The organism is uncultured Gordonia sp., from assembly GCF_937858515.1.
GTDB lineage: Bacteria > Actinomycetota > Actinomycetes > Mycobacteriales > Mycobacteriaceae > Gordonia.
The window spans coordinates 14141-30192 of record NZ_CALLZT010000149.1 but is presented as its reverse complement, the minus strand read 5'-3'; the positions used below and the strand labels follow the sequence as shown (position 1 = coordinate 30192).

General features: G+C 66.8%; 14 protein-coding genes. 6 read left to right on the top strand and 8 right to left on the bottom strand.

All coding sequences use genetic code 11. The features are described from left to right. Nucleotides 1-348: 348 nt before the first annotated feature. Genes upp through Q0627_RS14490 form a run of 3 tightly spaced genes read right to left on the bottom strand, consistent with a single transcriptional unit; the run spans nucleotide 349 to nucleotide 3521 of the window. On the bottom strand, nucleotides 349-978 hold the full coding sequence (gene upp, locus Q0627_RS14500; RefSeq protein WP_298810946.1) for a uracil phosphoribosyltransferase: 630 nt from the start codon (nucleotides 976-978) through the stop codon (nucleotides 349-351). A gap of 15 nt (nucleotides 979-993) precedes the next feature. Beyond that, nucleotides 994-2250, bottom strand: a complete 1257-nt coding sequence (locus Q0627_RS14495; protein WP_298810943.1) for a URC4/urg3 family protein — start codon at nucleotides 2248-2250, stop codon at nucleotides 994-996. Then, on the bottom strand, nucleotides 2247-3521 hold the full coding sequence (locus Q0627_RS14490) for a GTP cyclohydrolase II (protein WP_291018080.1): 1275 nt from the start codon (nucleotides 3519-3521) through the stop codon (nucleotides 2247-2249). Before Q0627_RS14490 ends, Q0627_RS14495 begins: the two co-directional genes overlap by 4 nt. 184 nt (nucleotides 3522-3705) lie before the next feature. On the opposite strand from Q0627_RS14490, the gene Q0627_RS14485 reads away from it, so the two are divergent. Beyond that, complete coding sequence (locus Q0627_RS14485) at nucleotides 3706-4419, top strand: CPBP family intramembrane glutamic endopeptidase (protein ID WP_298810940.1); 714 nt, start codon at nucleotides 3706-3708, stop codon at nucleotides 4417-4419. Nucleotides 4420-4485: 66 nt separating this feature from the next. Here the strand turns inward: Q0627_RS14485 and katG are convergent, their stop codons facing one another. Continuing rightward, nucleotides 4486-6705, bottom strand: coding sequence for a catalase/peroxidase HPI (gene katG, locus Q0627_RS14480; RefSeq protein WP_298810937.1), 2220 nt, complete (start codon nucleotides 6703-6705; stop codon nucleotides 4486-4488). A gap of 211 nt (nucleotides 6706-6916) precedes the next feature. Continuing rightward, nucleotides 6917-7390 (bottom strand): Fur family transcriptional regulator, encoded by a 474-nt coding sequence (locus tag Q0627_RS14475; protein WP_291020043.1) that lies wholly within the window; start codon nucleotides 7388-7390, stop codon nucleotides 6917-6919. A gap of 209 nt (nucleotides 7391-7599) precedes the next feature. On the opposite strand from Q0627_RS14475, the gene Q0627_RS14470 reads away from it, so the two are divergent. From Q0627_RS14470 to Q0627_RS14450, 5 genes are all read left to right on the top strand, one after another. Then, nucleotides 7600-10203 (top strand): LuxR family transcriptional regulator, encoded by a 2604-nt coding sequence (locus Q0627_RS14470; protein WP_298810933.1) that lies wholly within the window; start codon nucleotides 7600-7602, stop codon nucleotides 10201-10203. Nucleotides 10204-10320: 117 nt separating this feature from the next. Beyond that, the gene (locus Q0627_RS14465) at nucleotides 10321-11622 is read left to right on the top strand and encodes a DUF2235 domain-containing protein (protein ID WP_298810930.1); all 1302 of its coding nucleotides are present in this window, start codon (nucleotides 10321-10323) and stop codon (nucleotides 11620-11622) included. Nucleotides 11623-11662: 40 nt separating this feature from the next. Then, nucleotides 11663-11974: a hypothetical protein gene (locus Q0627_RS14460; RefSeq protein WP_298810927.1), complete on the top strand. Its 312-nt coding sequence runs from the start codon at nucleotides 11663-11665 to the stop codon at nucleotides 11972-11974. 109 nt (nucleotides 11975-12083) lie between these two features. Then, the gene (locus Q0627_RS14455; RefSeq protein ID WP_291020055.1) at nucleotides 12084-12935 is read left to right on the top strand and encodes a 3-hydroxybutyryl-CoA dehydrogenase; all 852 of its coding nucleotides are present in this window, start codon (nucleotides 12084-12086) and stop codon (nucleotides 12933-12935) included. Between the two features lie 79 nt (nucleotides 12936-13014). Next, the gene (locus tag Q0627_RS14450) at nucleotides 13015-13869 is read left to right on the top strand and encodes a hypothetical protein (protein ID WP_291020057.1); all 855 of its coding nucleotides are present in this window, start codon (nucleotides 13015-13017) and stop codon (nucleotides 13867-13869) included. 33 nt (nucleotides 13870-13902) lie between these two features. On the opposite strand, the gene Q0627_RS14445 is transcribed toward Q0627_RS14450, so the two are convergent. From Q0627_RS14445 to Q0627_RS14435, 3 genes are read right to left on the bottom strand one after another with little or no spacing between them, the layout of a single operon-like run. Further along, nucleotides 13903-14757 carry an ABC transporter permease gene (locus Q0627_RS14445; protein ID WP_291020060.1) on the bottom strand — a complete coding sequence of 285 codons (855 nt, stop codon included), beginning with the start codon at nucleotides 14755-14757 and terminating at the stop codon, nucleotides 13903-13905. Beyond that, entirely contained in the window at nucleotides 14754-15473 is a 720-nt protein-coding gene (locus Q0627_RS14440) for an ABC transporter ATP-binding protein (RefSeq protein WP_291020063.1), read from the bottom strand. Before Q0627_RS14440 ends, Q0627_RS14445 begins: the two co-directional genes overlap by 4 nt. 53 nt (nucleotides 15474-15526) lie before the next feature. Then, complete coding sequence (locus tag Q0627_RS14435; protein ID WP_291020076.1) at nucleotides 15527-16015, bottom strand: hypothetical protein; 489 nt, start codon at nucleotides 16013-16015, stop codon at nucleotides 15527-15529. Nucleotides 16016-16052 lie beyond the last annotated feature (37 nt).

Here is a 16052-nt window from a genome sequence, read left to right as displayed (position 1 = left end):
CGTCGCTTCGGCCTCAGGGATCAAGATGATTGGTCGCGTCGTTTGAGGTCTCCGGGATCGAGATAGTTGGTCGCGTCGCTTCGGGTCTTCGGGATCGAGATAGTTGGTCGCGTCGCTTCGGGTCTTCGGGATCGAGATAGTTGGTCGCGTCGCTTCGGGTCTTCGGGATCGAGATGGTTGGTCGTGTTGGTTGGGGTCTTCGGGATCACGATGGTTGGTTGTGTTGGTTCGGGTCTGGGGGATCAAGAAGTGTGGTGAGGGTGCCTTCTTGATCCCTGAGGAGCCGTCGCGCGACGAAGGAGCCGACCGCGTCACGAAGGGTCTGGTGAGATGGGGCTCCCAGATTTATCAGTCGGTGCCGAAGACTCGGTCGGCGGCGTCGCCGATGCCGGGGAGGATGTAGCCGTGGGCGTCGAGTTCGCGGTCTACCGCGGCGGTGTAGATGGTGACGTCGGGGTGGGCCTCTGTGAGGATTTTCAGGCCCTCGGGGCTGGCGACCAGACACACGAACTTGATCGATCTGGGGGCGTACTCCTTGAGGCGGTCGACGGCGGCGACCGCCGAATGGCCGGTGGCCAGCAGGGGGTCGGTGACGACGACGTCGCGTTCGCCGAGGTCGCCGGGCATCTTGAAGTAGTACTCCACCACCACCTGCGTCTTCGGGTCGCGGTACAGGCCGATGTGGCCGATGCGGGCGCCCGGGACCACCGTCAGCATGCCGTCGGCGATCTGTGAACCGGCCCGCAGCACCGCCGCGATCACCACCTTCTTGCCGTCGATCACCCGGCCGGTGGTGGACTCCATCGGGGTGTCGATGGGGATCTCGTGCATCGGGATGTCGCGCAGCACCTCGTACGCCATCAGCGTCGAGATCTCCGTCATCAGACGCCGGAAGTCGTTGGTGGAGGTCTCCTTCTGGCGCATCAGGGTGAGTTTGTGTTCGATCAGCGGGTGATCGATGACGGTCAGTTGTTCCACTGTGTGCTCCTGTCTCTAGAAGACGGTGCCGTCGCTGATGATGGTCAACGGTGGTAGGCCACCGCGCAGACGTCCGGCGGTGACGCGGCCCGCAGCCCAGGTGCCGCCTTCGAGGACGCAGGCCAGCGGGAGTTGTGTTGCGGTGACACCCAGTTCGGCGCGTACCTCGCCGGCGATCTCGTCGAGGAGGGCGACAGTCAATGCGCGCCAGTCGACTACGAGTTCGTCGTCCACCCGCCACGGGCGATCGGCGAAATCCGGGTCGCGCAGGGTCAGCACGCCGGTGTCCAGGAGTAGTCCGCCGTTGCGGTATTCGGGCAGACCCGTGAGACCGTCGAGACCGGTGACCGGGAAACCGCTCAGTTCCAGCGGCTCGATCAATGAATAGGTGAGCCATTGCGAGAGCTTGTGGAACGGCATTCGGCCGGGCGCCGGTGAGCACCCGTCGAGCGCCGGGTGATACCAGCAATCACCCAGTGCCACAGCGTTTCCTGAATCGTCGGTGTAGGTATTTCCCGACGGCCAGATGGGTGAGAGGTGATCGAGGACCGCACCGAGGACCGTCTCGGCGGTCACCGGCCCGCCCGTGGTGATCGCCTTGAGGAGGCCTCCCGGACGGCCGTCGGAGCCGAAGACGTCCGGGTCGGCGGCCAGCACGTCGCCCAGGCGATGCAGGACGTCGAGCCTGCCGTCGAGGCCCACCAGCGGATTGTCCGCACCGACCTGGAAGGCCGCGGCCAGCTGTTCGGCGGTGAGCGCCCGCAGACCGGCGGCGTCGACACGCAGCGCGGTATCGGGGGCCGACGAGAACGTTCCGGCGAGGAACGCGTGCCAGCTCGCCACACCCAGACCTTCCGACCGGGTGTAGATGCGGTCACCGTCCGGCGACGATTCCCGGAAGGACCAGTCCGGACCCGCACCTGCGTCGAGCAGGACACTGACCACCGTCAGGTCGATGAGGGTGCGGGCCCGGTCGTGCGCGTCCAGGCCGGTGAGCCGCGCTTCGAGTTGGGCGGGGCGATCGACGCCGCCGGCCTCGAAGTGCCGCCACCTGCTGTGATAGGGGATCTGAAGGTCGGGAAAGCGGGATCGGGTCAGCTCCGCCACCTCGTGCGCGGCGCCCGTGACCGCGGCGTCGTCGACGGTGAACCAGCGAGAATCACCTGCCCGCGCACGTTCCAGGAGCAGACCGGCGCGTTCGCGGATCGTGGTGGTACTGCGCAACACCGCGGCGACGTCCGTCGCAGCGGATGTCACCTCGGTGGCCGTCATCCGCCGAGCCCCCGGCCGCGGACCTGCTTGAGCGCATCCGCATCCGGTACGGGGCCCGGCGTGAAGTATCCGGCGGCCATCTTGGCGTCGATCTCGACGCGGGCATCGGCGGGAACCAGCTCGTCGGGAATGTTGACCCGTTCACCCACCTCGATCCCCGAACCGGTGATCGCGTCGTACTTCATGTTGCTCATCGACACCAGCCGGTGGATCTTGCGGATACCGAGCCAGTGCAGGACGTCGGGCATCAATTCCTGGAACCGCATATCCTGCACGCCCGCAACACATTCGGTGCGTGCGAAATACTGGTCGGCGGTGTCGCCGCCCTCCTGGCGTTTGCGGGCGTTGTACACCAGGAACTTGGTCACCTCGCCCAGTGCGCGACCCTCCTTGCGCGAGTACGACACCAGACCCACGCCACCGCGCTGGGTGCCGAGGATGCATTCCTCAATGGCGTGCGTCAGATATGGCCGGCACGTACAGATGTCGGAGCCGAACACGTCCGAACCGTTGCACTCGTCGTGCACGCGGGCGGTGAGTTCGACGTCGGGATCGGCGAGATCGCGGGCGTTGCCGAAGATGTAGACGGTCTGCCCGCCGATCGGCGGCAGGAATACGTCCAGATCGGAGCGGGTGACCAGCTCCGGGTACATGCCGCCGGTCTCCTCGAACAGCACTCGGCGCAATTCGCCTTCGCCGCAACCGAATCGGGCTGCGACCCCCGGCAGGTACCACACCGGTTCGACGGCCACCTTGGTGACGAGGGCGGCACCGCTGTCGAACAGCACCGAACCGTCCGGGGTCAGCCGACCGCGGGCGATGGCCTCGGTGATCTCGGGGAGGATCACGTGCGCCTTGGTGACGGCGATTGTCGGCCGGATGTCGAAGCCTCGCGCCAGGTAGCCCGAGAATGCGTCGGCCACCATCGCACCCCACGGGTCCAGGCTCACGATCGCCGACGGGTCGCTCCACTGCGGATAGGGGCCGATATGGTCGGTGGGTGAGGTGTTGGTCAGGTCGGCGCGATGGTCGCGGGACAGCGCCCCGGCCGCCACCGCCAGCGCCCGGTACACGCTGTACGACCCGCTGTGCGTGCCGATCACGTTGCGATGCCCGCGGGTGATCGTCGTTCCCACGACCGGTCCGCGCTCGTCGGCTGTTCTTGCACCCCAATGGATTTGGGGGGCATCGGCGCCACCGCTGTGCGAGGTGAGCCGGATGTGTCCGGAGGTCATGTCACCTTCTCCTTCCCTGGGGGAAGGCACCAGCATAGCCACGGCCGGAAGAATGCGCCCGGTGAAATATGTGATCGCCGACATAGCGGTCGGCCGCCATACGGCGACCGGTTACGGAAGGGTCTCGATCGGGGGTGTCTCGATCGGGGAACTTTCCGGTTCCGTGATCGGTTGAATCCCTGAGCCGTCACAGTGGTCGGCGAATGTTCAGGAGGATTTGATGGTGCGGTCGCGGCTCGGTTCGGTGCTCTGGATCGTCGCGACGATCGCGATACTCGTGACCGCCAACCTTCTCGTCGCCCTCGGGCAGTTGCCCACCGCCGTCCACTACGCGGTGGTGCCCGTTGCCGCTGTCGTTCTCGTTGTGCTGGCCCGGGTGTCCGGGCTCGGGTGGGACGACCTGGGTCTGGCGCGTTCGCAGATCCGTCCGTCGCTGCCGTACGCGGCGGCCGCGATCGGTGTGGTGGTCGCGGTGGTCGCCGCAGTTGTCGCGGTGCCGGCCTTGCGCCAGTTCTTTCTGTCGGAGAAGTACAACGCGGTGCTACCCGCGTTGTTCGCGGCCGGAATCGTGATCCCGCTGCACACAGTGATCCCCGAGGAGCTCGCGTTCCGTGGGGTCCTGCACGGTCGTCTGACCCACCTGCTCGGCGTGCGGTACGCGCTTTTCGTCGGGGCGTTCGCATTCGGGCTGTGGCACATCGCGTCGTCGCGGGGCCTGACCGGCGGCAACCAGGGACTTTCCGGTGTCCTCGGCAGCGGGACGTTCGGGCAGATCGCCGGGATCGTCGGGGCGGTGGTGGCGACGGCGGTCGCGGGGCTGGTGCTGAGCTGGCTGCGGCACCGGTCGACCAGCCTCATCGCACCGATCGCGTTGCACTGGGCGCTGAATGCCACCGGCGCCGTTGCGGCCGCGGCGGCGTGGCAGTTCGCCTGAGGGTTCGGACACGACGAAACCCGGTGAGAGGACATCGTCGTCTCACCGGGTTTCGAGGGGTCGGACTCAGACGTCGAAGCGGTCCAGGTTGGAGACCTTGGTCCAGGCGGCGACGAAGTCGTCGACGAACTTGCCCGCGGCGTCGTCCTGCCCGTAGACCTCGGCCAGGGCCCGCAGCTGCGAGTTGGAACCGAAGATCAGGTCGGCGCGGCTGCCGGTCCACTTGGCTTCGCCCGAGGCGCGGTCGGTACCCACGTAGGTGCCGTCGTCGTCGGCCGAGGGCTCCCACTTGGTACCCATGTCGAGCAGATTCACGAAGTAGTCGTTGGTGAGTGTCTCCGGCCGATCGGTCAGCACACCCAGCGTCGAGTCCTCGTAGTTGGCACCGAGCACCCGCAGCCCGCCGACGAGGACGGTCAGCTCCGGCGCCGACAGGGTGAGCAGGTTGGCCTTGTCGAGCAACTCGTACTCGGCCGGGACCTGCGACGACTTGCCTTGGTAGTTGCGGAAGCCGTCGGCGCGCGGTTCGAGGTAGGAGAACGACTCGACGTCGGTCAGCTCCTGTGTCGCGTCGCCGCGGCCCGGGGTGAACGGGACGGCGACGTCGTGACCGGCCGCCTTGGCGGCCTTCTCGACGCCGACGTTGCCACCGAGCACCACGAGGTCGGCAAACGAGACGGTGTTGCCACCGGCCGCGTTGAACGCCGCCTGGATCTCCTCGAGCTTGGCGATGACCTGCGCCAGGGCGTCGGGCTCGTTGACCTCCCACCCGGCCTGCGGCTGCAGGCGGATGCGGCCGCCGTTGGCGCCGCCGCGCTTGTCGCTGCCACGGAACGACGACGACGCGGCCCACGCGGTGGACACCAACTGCGCCACCGTCAGCCCCGACTCGGCGAGCTGACCCTTGAGGGTCGCCACATCGGCGTCGGTGATGGTGGAGGCGGTCTCGGCCGGGATCGGGTCCTGCCACAGCAGGTGCTCGGACGGCACCAGCGGTCCGCGGTACAGGTCGACCGGGCCCATGTCACGGTGGATCAGCTTGAACCAGGCGCGGGCGAACGCATCGGCGAGCTCGTCGGGATGATCGAGCCAGCGGCGGGTGATCTTCTCGTAGATCGGGTCGAACCGAAGTGCCAGGTCGGAGGTCAGCATCGACGGATGGGTCTTGCCAGGGCCGAACGGCTCGGGTACCGAGTTGGCCCAGCCGTTGTCCTTGGGCCGCCACTGCTGCGCGCCGGCGGGGCTGTGGAACAGTTCCCACTCGTTGCTGTAGAGGATCTCCAGGAAGCTGTTGTCCCACTTGGTGGGGGTGTGCGTCCAGATGACCTCCAGGCCGCTGCCCATCGCGTCGGGACCGATGCCGGTACCCACCGAGCTGACCCAGCCCAGACCCTGCTGTTCGATCGGTGCGGCCTCGGGCTCGGCACCGACCTTGTCGCCGTCACCGTTGCCGTGGGTCTTGCCGAAGGTGTGCCCGCCGACGATCAGCGCGGCGGTCTCCTCGTCGTTCATCGCCATCCGGCCGAAGGTCTCGCGGATGTCGATGGCCGAGGCGAGCGGATCCGGATTGCCGTTGGGCCCTTCGGGATTGACGTAGATCAGGCCCATCTGCACGGCTGCGAGCGGGTTGGCGAGGTCGCGTTCGCCGCTGTAGCGCCGATCGGCGAGCCATTCGGCCTCCGGGCCCCAGTACACCTCTTCGGGCTCCCATTCGTCCTTGCGGCCGAACGCGAAACCGAATGTCTTGAAGCCCATCGCATCCAGTGCGACATTGCCGGCGAAGACCAGCAGGTCGGCCCAGGACAGGGCGTTGCCGTACTTCTTCTTGATCGGCCACAGCAGACGGCGCGCCTTGTCCAGGCCCACGTTGTCCGGCCAGCTGTTGAGCGGGGCGAAACGCTGCATGCCCGCACCGGCGCCGCCGCGGCCGTCGGACACGCGGTAGGTACCGGCCGCATGCCACGACATGCGGATGAACAGCGGTCCGTAATTGCCGAAGTCGGCGGGCCACCAGTCCTGCGAATCGGTCAGCAGAGCCTTGACGTCGGCCGTAAGAGCTTCCACGTCAAGGCTTTCCAGCGCCTTATCGTAGTCGAAATCGCCACCGAGGGGATTTCCGACATCGGGATTGTGCGCCAGCAGCTTCAGGTTGAGCAGGCCCGGCCACCAGTCGCGGTTGCCGCCGCCCTCGGTGGGGGGTGCGATGGTGTCGTGGGCCACCGGGCATCCGCCGGACGGTGCCGTGCCGCCCTGCGGCGTCTGGGGGGTGTCGGTTGTCTCGCTCATGAGATTGATGATCCTTTCGGTGATCGACCGAGAAAATAGGTAAGTCGACTGCCCGCCGGAAGTGGGTCTCCGGCGCGCTGATTGGGGTTCGGTCGATGGTTGGACTGCGAAAATGGCTGTGCCGCAGTATTGATCGTTCGGCCAAGCGGGAAAATCGTGGGGGCTGGTTGGTGGTCCTTGTTGGAGTGGGTCGGGGCTGGACAGGGTTGGGTCAGGCGGTCTCGGTCCGGGTCGCCGAGCAGTCGGGGCACAGGCCCCAATAGATCACCTCGGCCTCATCGACGACGAAGCCTTGGTCGTTCGACGGTGTGAGACAAGGGGCTTGGCCGATCGCGCAGTCGACGTCGCCGATGGTCCCGCACTGTCGGCACACCACGTGGTGATGGTTGTCGTCGATCCTGGCCTCGTAGCGCGCGAGATGACCGGACGGCTGGATCTTGCGAATCAGCCGCGAAGTGGTCAGGGCCCGCAGTACGTCGTAAACGGCCTGGGTCGAGACATCCGGCAGTGTGGAGCGCACCGCACCGACGATGGTGTCGGTATCGGCGTGCGGATGAGAGTGAACGGCCTCCAGAACGGCGACCCGCGGCCGCGTCACCCGAAGGCCGCTGCCACGGATTCGGTCCGCGAAGGTGGATTGCTCACTCACCTCACCTACGGTAGGCGCGCCGCAGCGGTTTGTCATCAGTTTTCTGGAATCAATCCAGAAAAGTTAGGCAACCCTGTGTCGGGAGTCACTATTTCTTCAGAGTGCCACCGATCGGCTCATCTCGCAGCGTTTCGCGACGCATTACCCTAGCTTTGCTAATAAATATCGCTCGCAACGATTTCGGACCTTTACGCAGCTGCGGTATTGCTGTGGAGCACCTGGGTGATGGGGGCTACATTGTGCCCATGGGGAACAACTGGCCGATGATCGAGCGTGAACTGGAGTTCGCTCGGATCCGGGACGCACTCGGAGACAAGAACGGCCACTGCGGCGTCGTGCTGACCGGCGATGCGGGGGTCGGCAAGACGACACTGGCGCGATATGCCGTGGACGGAATGGAACTGCAGGTGCGCTGGGTTGCGGGCACTGTATCCGCACGCAGCATTCCGCTCGGGGTGTTCGCGCATCTGGTGGGGCCGGCAACCTCCAGCGATCCTGTCACCTACCTCGCCGCCGCCCGCGAATCCCTGCTCTCGAACGGACATCCGGTCATCGGCGTCGACGACGCCCACCTGCTCGACGAACTGTCGGCGACGCTGCTGCATCAACTGGCCATCGACAAGGCCGTCCATATCATTGCCACGGTACGTAGTGGCGAAGCGGTGCCCGACGCCATCACATCGCTGTGGAAGGACGACCACGTCGTCCGGGTGGCATTGACACCGTTCAGCAAGGAGCAGAGCGTCGAACTGGTCGAACGAGTCCTCGGCGGACGACTCGAGGGTCTGTCGGCCGACCTCATGTGGGACGCGTCCGGCGGCAACGCGCTGTTTCTGCGGCACCTGGTGCAGGGCGCCGTCGAATCGGGAAGCCTGCGTGAGGTGAACAATGTGTGGCAGCTTCGCGGCCGGGCCACGATCACCTCCGAACTTGCAGCCCTGCTCGAAAGCCGCATCGACAGGCTCGATGACGACGTGACGCACGTATTGCAATTGCTCACGCTGTGCGAGCCGATCGACCTCGACGTCCTCATGGAGCTGGCGGGCGAGCGGCCGGTGGAGAATGCCGAAGACGCCGGCCTGATCCGGATCGGCCGCGACGGCCGGGCACTGACCGTCCGCTATGCCCACCCCCTTTTCGGCGAGGTGATTCGCAAGCGGCTCGGCTTCGCGGCGTCCCGTCGTCTGCGGGGCAAACTCGTCTCCGCATTGCGTACCCGTCCGCTGCGTACGGCCTCGGATCGTATCCGGCTCGCCGGATTGGCTCTCGAGAGCGATGCCGACGCCGATGCCGAGCTGTTCGCCGCGGCTGCCCGGGATTCGCTGATGCTCGCCGACGTGTCGATGGGCGAGCGGTTCGCACGCGCCGCCGTCGACGAGGGTGCGGGCGTGATAGCCGCGAGTCTGCTTGCGCGAGCACTCATGTGGAAGGGCCGCAATACCGAATCCGACGCGGTGCTCGCCGGATACGACCCGGCAGCGCTCGACGACGGCGAACTCCTCGTCTGGGGACTGCAGCGGATCGGCAACCTGTTCTGGGGTCAGGGCGACGTGAGCGCCGCCGACGATGTGCTCGCGCTGGTCCGGGAGCGGATCACCGATCCGGTCCTGAGCCAGATCGTCGACGGAATCGCCTCGGCCTGTGCGCTTTTCACCGGTGATATCGCGGGTGCGATCGAATTGTCCGACAAGGTGCTCGACGCGTCCGCGCCGCTGCCGTGGGCCACCGAGTGGGCGGTCTTCGGTGGCGGGCTCGCGCGCGCCCTCGCCGGCCGCGGCGCCGAGGTGGCCGCCATCGCCCGTCGTGGGCACAGCGCGGAGACGAGCACCGATGGGGTACTGCGATTTCCGGCGGGCTTCGGTGAGATTCTGGCGCTGACGCTGACCGGACAATTGTCAGCGGCCCAGTCCGCGGCCGACCAGTACGTCGAATTCTCTTCCGCCGGACAGTATCTGGCTTGGGCACTATCGGGAACGCACATGGCCGCCGTCGACGTCGCACGCGGGCGGTTCCCCGCCGCGGTCGAGCGGATCGAGCAGACCATGGCGGCGCTGGCGGACCAGGACAGGCTGTCGTGGGTCTTCCCCGGCAGAATCTATCTCGCACAGTCGTATTCGGCGCTCGGTGATTCCAAAGCAGCCGCCGGGGTCCTTGCCGCCGCCCGCTCGTGTTCGGGTCCGGCCGTCGAGGTCTTCCGGCACATGCTCGAGATCGCACAGGCGTGGCAGTACGCATCCGAGGGCATGGTGTCGGCCGCGACGACGCACGCGCGCACCACCGCCACCGCGGCGGCGGCGAGCGGTCAGTTCGCCATCGAGGCTGAAGCCCTGCACGCGGTGGCCCGGTTCGGTACTCCCGACGAAGAGGTGCCCGTCCGCCTCGCCGAGCTGGCGGCGCAGATCGACGGGGACCTGGTGGGGCTGTACGCGCGGCATGCGCGCGCCGTCGTCGAGTCCGATGCCGGTGCGCTCGACGGGTGCGCCGCCGAGTTCGAGCGGATCGGTGCGCTGTTGTCGGCGGCCGATTCGGCTGCCGCGGCGGCCACCCTCCACGACAGTGTGGGTGAGCGGACCGCGCTGGCGGCCTCGGCCAAGACAACCACCAGGCTGTCGGCGCAGTGTGGTGGCCTGCACACCCCGGCCGTGGTGGAGTCGGCCAACCCGCTGCCGCTGACCGTCCGGGAACGAGAGGTCGCCAACCTGGTCGCCGCAGGCCTGACCAACCGGGAGATCGCCGACAGACTGGTGGTGTCGGTGCGGACCGTCGAAGGTCACGTCCTGCGGGCGTGCACCAAACTCGGTGTCGGTGACCGCGCGGCGCTGGCGGCGTTCCTCACCGGTGATAGCTGAGCACGGCGCCGGTGCTACGTGGGTGACCGGCCACGCGCGTCCGGTGATCGAGTAGCCGACTACCCGTGACACACCTCGTGACCGTTCGTACTGTCGGAACATGACCTGGGAGGGCCGATGAAAACGCTGGTGGTGTGCTGTGACGGTACGTGGAAACGTGCCGACGACGTCGACGTGTCCAACATCGAGAAGATCGCCCGCGCCGTGGCGCCGGTGGACGCGGACGGAAAGCCGCAGATCGTCTATTACCGGGCCGGCGTGGGTACCGGCGGCAGCAAGACCGAGCGCCTCGTGGGCGGCGCGTTCGGGATCGGGCTGGATTCGGCCATCGTCGACGCCTACCGGTTCCTGGCGCTGAACTACGAGAAGGGTGACAAGGTCTACGTCTTCGGGTTCAGCCGCGGTGCCTACACCGCGCGCAGTCTGGTCGGGATGATCGCCACGATCGGACTGCTCAAGCCGAAGGGCGTGGCTTCCGGAAAACTGCCGAAGGCTTTGAAGCTGTACCGCGAACGGCCGCGGCGCAAGTCCGGATTCGATCCGGGGTTCAGGGGAAACCCGGAGTGGGACAAGGAGAACGAGGAGTTCGCACCGTTCTGTCACGAACCGGTGCCCATCGCGTTCCTCGGCGTGTTCGACACCGTCGGGGCGCTGGGAGCACCGGGACCGACACGACGCCGGTACCGCTTCCACGACGTACGACTGAGCGAGCAGGTGCTCGTGGCCCGGCAGGCGCTGGCCGCCGCCGAACGCAGACGGGCATTCGCGCCATGCCTGTGGGGCCGCATCAACGCCGACGGCGGTAGTCGCGATGTGGTGCAGGTGTGGTTCGACGGTGTGCACTCCGACGTCGGCGGCGGCTACGAGAACTGCGTACTCGGCGACCGGACGCTGGCCTGGATGGTCACCGAGGCAACCAAGACCGGACTGGCCTTCGACCTCGACCGGATCGTGCCCAACCGCTGTCAACTCGACGAGGAGGCGCACAATTCGCTGACCGTCTTCTATCGCATCGCCAACGTCTTCAGCAGGTTCGCGGCAGCATACGGCAGACGGATGCCGTCGGATCTGCTGAAGAGGTTCCGACGCGGCTGGCGGAACTTCGCGCCCATGGTCGACCCCGTCGACGCCGACGAAATCCAGCGGTGGGAACAACAGTACGAAGAGGCGGTACCCGCTGAGCGGGCGGTGATGACCAAGCCGCGCCCGGACGACGGACGCGCCTGGTGTGTGCTCCTGGCGCAGCCGGCACTCGACAGACTGGGCGGTGCGAAGCGCTGGCCGGTCAACCCGAACATGACGGTCTGGCTCGATGAACTCGCCGAGTGCGGCGCGACCCCGCAGGACATCGCGGTGTCCGTGCCGACCCTTGCCGACCTCTCCGTCGACCACCGGGAGACTGGGTCGGCCGCGGGATGAGTCGCTGCCCGAAACCGGCGCGGGTTGTTAGTGTCGTCCCATGACAGAGCTCACTTCGGACGTCGGCACCCGGTCCGGTGAGGACGTTCACCCCGAACACCTGCGACCCGGCGACATCGTCGGACGCGCTGATCACCCGGATGAGCGGGTTGTGGTGTCCGGGATCAGTGTCCCGGTGATGATGCCCACCGGCCGGGTTCCCGAGCATGTGTTGCGCTACCTGGTATGCGTCGCCTACGGCGACGGAATCGGCTATGTCATCGGTGTTTTCGCCGACGAGACCGTGGTGCGATATCCGCGCGGCACGCGCGTCAACCCGGGACCGCACGGCGAGCTCGCCGACCCGGCCTGAGCCTGCCCTGCCCCGCGAGCGCGGGGCCTCACTATCATCGACCCGGTGACAGTGCGGTCGAGAGGCACCCGGCCCCGGCTCGCATCCACCGAGATTGGAGAACAGCCATATGACGCAGCTAGGTGTGGTCGGCGGAGGCACCATGGGCGCCGGAATCGCCGAGGTCGCGGCCCGCGCCGGCGACCAGGTCCTGATCCTCGAACGTGACCAGGAGACTGCCGACGCGGCGCGTGCCCGGATTGCGGCGTCCCTGGCCCGTGGCGTCAAGCGGGGCAAGCTGAGCGAGTCCGACGCCGACGCCGCGCTGGCCCGGTTGAGCACCACGACGACCGTCGACGACTTCAGCGATCGGGAACTGGTCATCGAAGCGCTCCCGGAGATCGAGAACCTCAAGGTGTCGTTCTTCGCCGACCTGGACAGGGTCACCCCGAAGGAGACGATCCTGGCCACCAACACCTCGTCGATACCCATCATCCGGGTGTCCAAGGAGGTCGCCGACCCGTCCCGCGTGGTGGGAGTGCACTTCTTCAACCCGGTGCCCGTAATGCCGCTGGTGGAGATCATCTCCAGCCTCGCCACCGCACCCGAGGCGGCGCAGAAGGTCACCGACTACGTCCGTGACAACCTCGGCAAGAAGCCGATCCAGGCCGGTGACCGTGGCGGATTCGTCGTCAACGCACTGCTGATCCCGTACCTGGTGAGCGCCATCCGCATGTTCGAGAGCGGCTACGCATCCAAGGAAGACATCGACACCGGCATGGTCAACGGATGCGCGCATCCGCAGGGTCCGCTGGCCCTGTGCGACACCGTCGGCCTCGACATCGTGCTCGATGTGTCCGAGTCTCTGTACGACGAGTTCCGCGAATCGCACTACGCCCCGCCGCCGCTCCTGCGCCGGATGGTCGACGCGGGCTATCTCGGCCGCAAGAGCGGCCGCGGGTTCTACGACTACGCCAAGTAGCCGCGCGACCGGGCCCGCGGTCAGTTGAACACCCGGTTGACCCCGGCCAACGTGATGTGGACCACTAGTATGCAGGACCATGACAAGTGGACATATCGGGTTGATCCGGGGTCGTCGGGGGATTCGGACAGCACTCACCGCGATCGTGACCGCCGCGCTGGCGGCCGTCGCGCTCTGCGCAGCGCCGGTGGCGCAGGCTGCTCCGGCATGGCGCCTGGCCGGGACGTCGGGCTATCCGAGCATCGACGCCAACCAGGGGCTTGCCACGACCGCGTCGGGGCGGCTCACGGTTCGCGGGTACACGTCGATCCGTCCGGATCTCGCGCTCTCGGGCTGGAACCACATCGGGGACCACGACATCCATCGCGGTCAAATCTATGACGCCTACGAAAACCTGTCGTCGGGACGCAAGCTCTTCGTGGTGACCGATGCCGCCGGTCGTAGTCGCTCGTACTTCCATCGGGTGCGGCCGGGGGAGAAGGGCAACAATTCCTTCGCCACCGTCTCGCCGTCGGGCAAGTATCTGGTGTCCGGGGAGTTCGGTAAGCAGCGCCGGCTGCTGGTGTTCGCCAATCCCGTCGGGCAGCCCGATGGTTCGACGATCCGCTATCTCGGGGAGATCCGGTTCGACCGCACCGTCGGCGACATCCAGTCGTGTGACTTCATGAACGAGCGGACATTGCTGTGCGTGGACGACGATCGGCCGGTCAAGACGGTACATGCGGTCAACCTGACGGCGCCGCTCGGCGGGGACGTCACCTCGGCACGGTTGTCGACGGCTCTGACGTTGCCGCTGCGGGGCCGCAGCGCCTGCACCGGTGACTGGGAATCGGAGGGCGTGGACTACGACGCGACCCGTCAGGTGCTGCGGGTGGCGGCCATCGAGCCGCTGCCGTGCCTGCTGAACACCGTCGTGTTCCGGTTCGCCCGATAGGGATCACCGTCATCGTGCGTCCTCGGACGAAGATCAGTCGCCGCTGCGCAGATCGGCCTTGGCCAGGTGCACCACGCCGGCGATGAAGAAGCCGATGGCGATGGCCGCGAAATACAGCATCGAACCGAGCGCACCACCGAACGGGCTGTCGAAGGTCACCATCTGACCGGCGCCGATCTCGGCGTTGCGGAACGGTGACCAGCGCTGCAGCAGGATTCCGAAGTCCCCCTGCAAGAACTCGACGAACTTCTCGACGCCGAACTTCCACAGCAGGATGAGCATCACCACCAGGCCGGGGCGGGGGAACAGCGCCGACAATCCGAGACCGAGCGCAATGACGAGCACCGTGAGCAGCGGCGTACCGAGCCATAGGCGCACACCGTCGTAGGAGAACACGTCGACACGGCCCCAGACATCGGGGAACAGCAGGTGGTAGCCCCACATGATGCCGAATGTGATGATCATCGAGGCCATACCCGAGATACCGCCGAAGACGATGAGTTTGGCGACGGGTAACAACCATCGGCGTGGCTGGACGGCGAAGGCCAGCTCGACGGTGCCGTCGCGGAACTCGCCGCAGAACGAGGTCACCGCGCCGGTCATCAGGATGAACGTGGAGAACACGATGATCCAGTACGCGGCGTTGTTGGTGTCCATGCCGCCGCTGCCGTCGATCTTGTTGAGCTGGGCGGCCTTGGCGATACCGAAATTGAGGGCCGCGGGGATGAACGCGGCCAAGGGGAGTACGGCGTACCACAGGGGACTGCGGTGACCGAGCTTGGCGAACTCGGCCCGGACGGCGCGCAGCAGATGTGTTACCGGATTCGCCGAGCCCGGAACTCGCGGCACCGCCGGCACGGGCACTGTGTCGGGTCTGCGGTGCGTCATGACCCTGAACCGCCTGCGACGTAGTCGACGCTGGTGCGGGTGATGGCCAGGTACGCCGACTCCAACCGGCGGGGACCCGATCCGAGCGCGAGCACCTCGGTGCGGCTCGCGTCGGTCAGGACCCGGCCCTTGCCCATGATGATGATCCGGTCCGCGGTGATCTCGACCTCCGACAGGCTGTGGGATGCCACCAGCACAGCTTTGCCCTGCGCGGTGAGCGTCCGGAACAGTTCACGCAGCCACAGAGTGCCCTCGACATCGAGACCGTTGGCGGGTTCGTCGAGCACGACGCACCGCGGATCGCCGAGCAGTGCGGTGGCTATTCCGAGGCGCTGCAACATCCCGTAGGAAAACTTGCCGGTCAGTCGTCCTGCCACGGAACCCAGTCCGACCAGGTCCAGGACCCTGTCGGCGTCGCCGGGGGGAACGCCGGCCAGCCGCGCCTGCCATCGCAGGTGCTGGAGCGCCGTGTGTTTGGGGTTGTGGGCGAACGGATTGAGACCGAAACCGATCGCGCGTTTGAGTTGCGCGAAATCCCGGAGACGACGGCCGTCGACCGTGATCGAGCCCGCATCCGGCGTGGTCAGACCCGCGACCATCCGCAGCACCGTCGTCTTACCCGCCCCGTTGGGGCCCAGGAGGTAGGAGAGCGAGCCGGCGCCGGCGCCGAGGGTGACATCATCGACGACCACGTTGTCGCCGAAACGCTTGGACACCCCCGACACCGAGATCCCCGGACGGGGGATCGCCGGCGCGCCCGGCAGGGGGTTCAGTAGCCCCAGTTCTTGACGCCGTTGCAGCCCGAGGCCCGGCAGTTGGCCTTCCAATCGAACTTCCACAGCCCGCCCTGACGGACGTAGTAGTAGGTGAACGACTGAGCGGGGAAGCCGGCCATGACGCCACGACCGCGCAACGACATGCGGTTGCCGTTGACGACCGGCTTACCCAGGACGCGCCCCTGGATGGAGAAGAAGTCGTAGGAACGGCTCATCGACATCACCTGGCGCAGGTTTTTCTGCACGGTGGGGTTGTTGCCGTTGAGGCTGACCTCGAACTTGGGATTGATCGGCAGGTTCGGGTTCCAGAAGGCCGCGTACTGACGTTCCATCTGGGCCACCGAAGGCTGCGCGGACCGCACGTAGAGGTCGGCGACCTTGCCGTTGCGGATCGACACGTCGGCCGAGGCAGGTGAGACCAACCCGGCGGACAGGAATATCGCGAAAAGCCCGACCAACACAACGCGCACAATCCGCCGCATCACAGCTCCCTCGTTCACAGGATCGAAATCGTCGAAT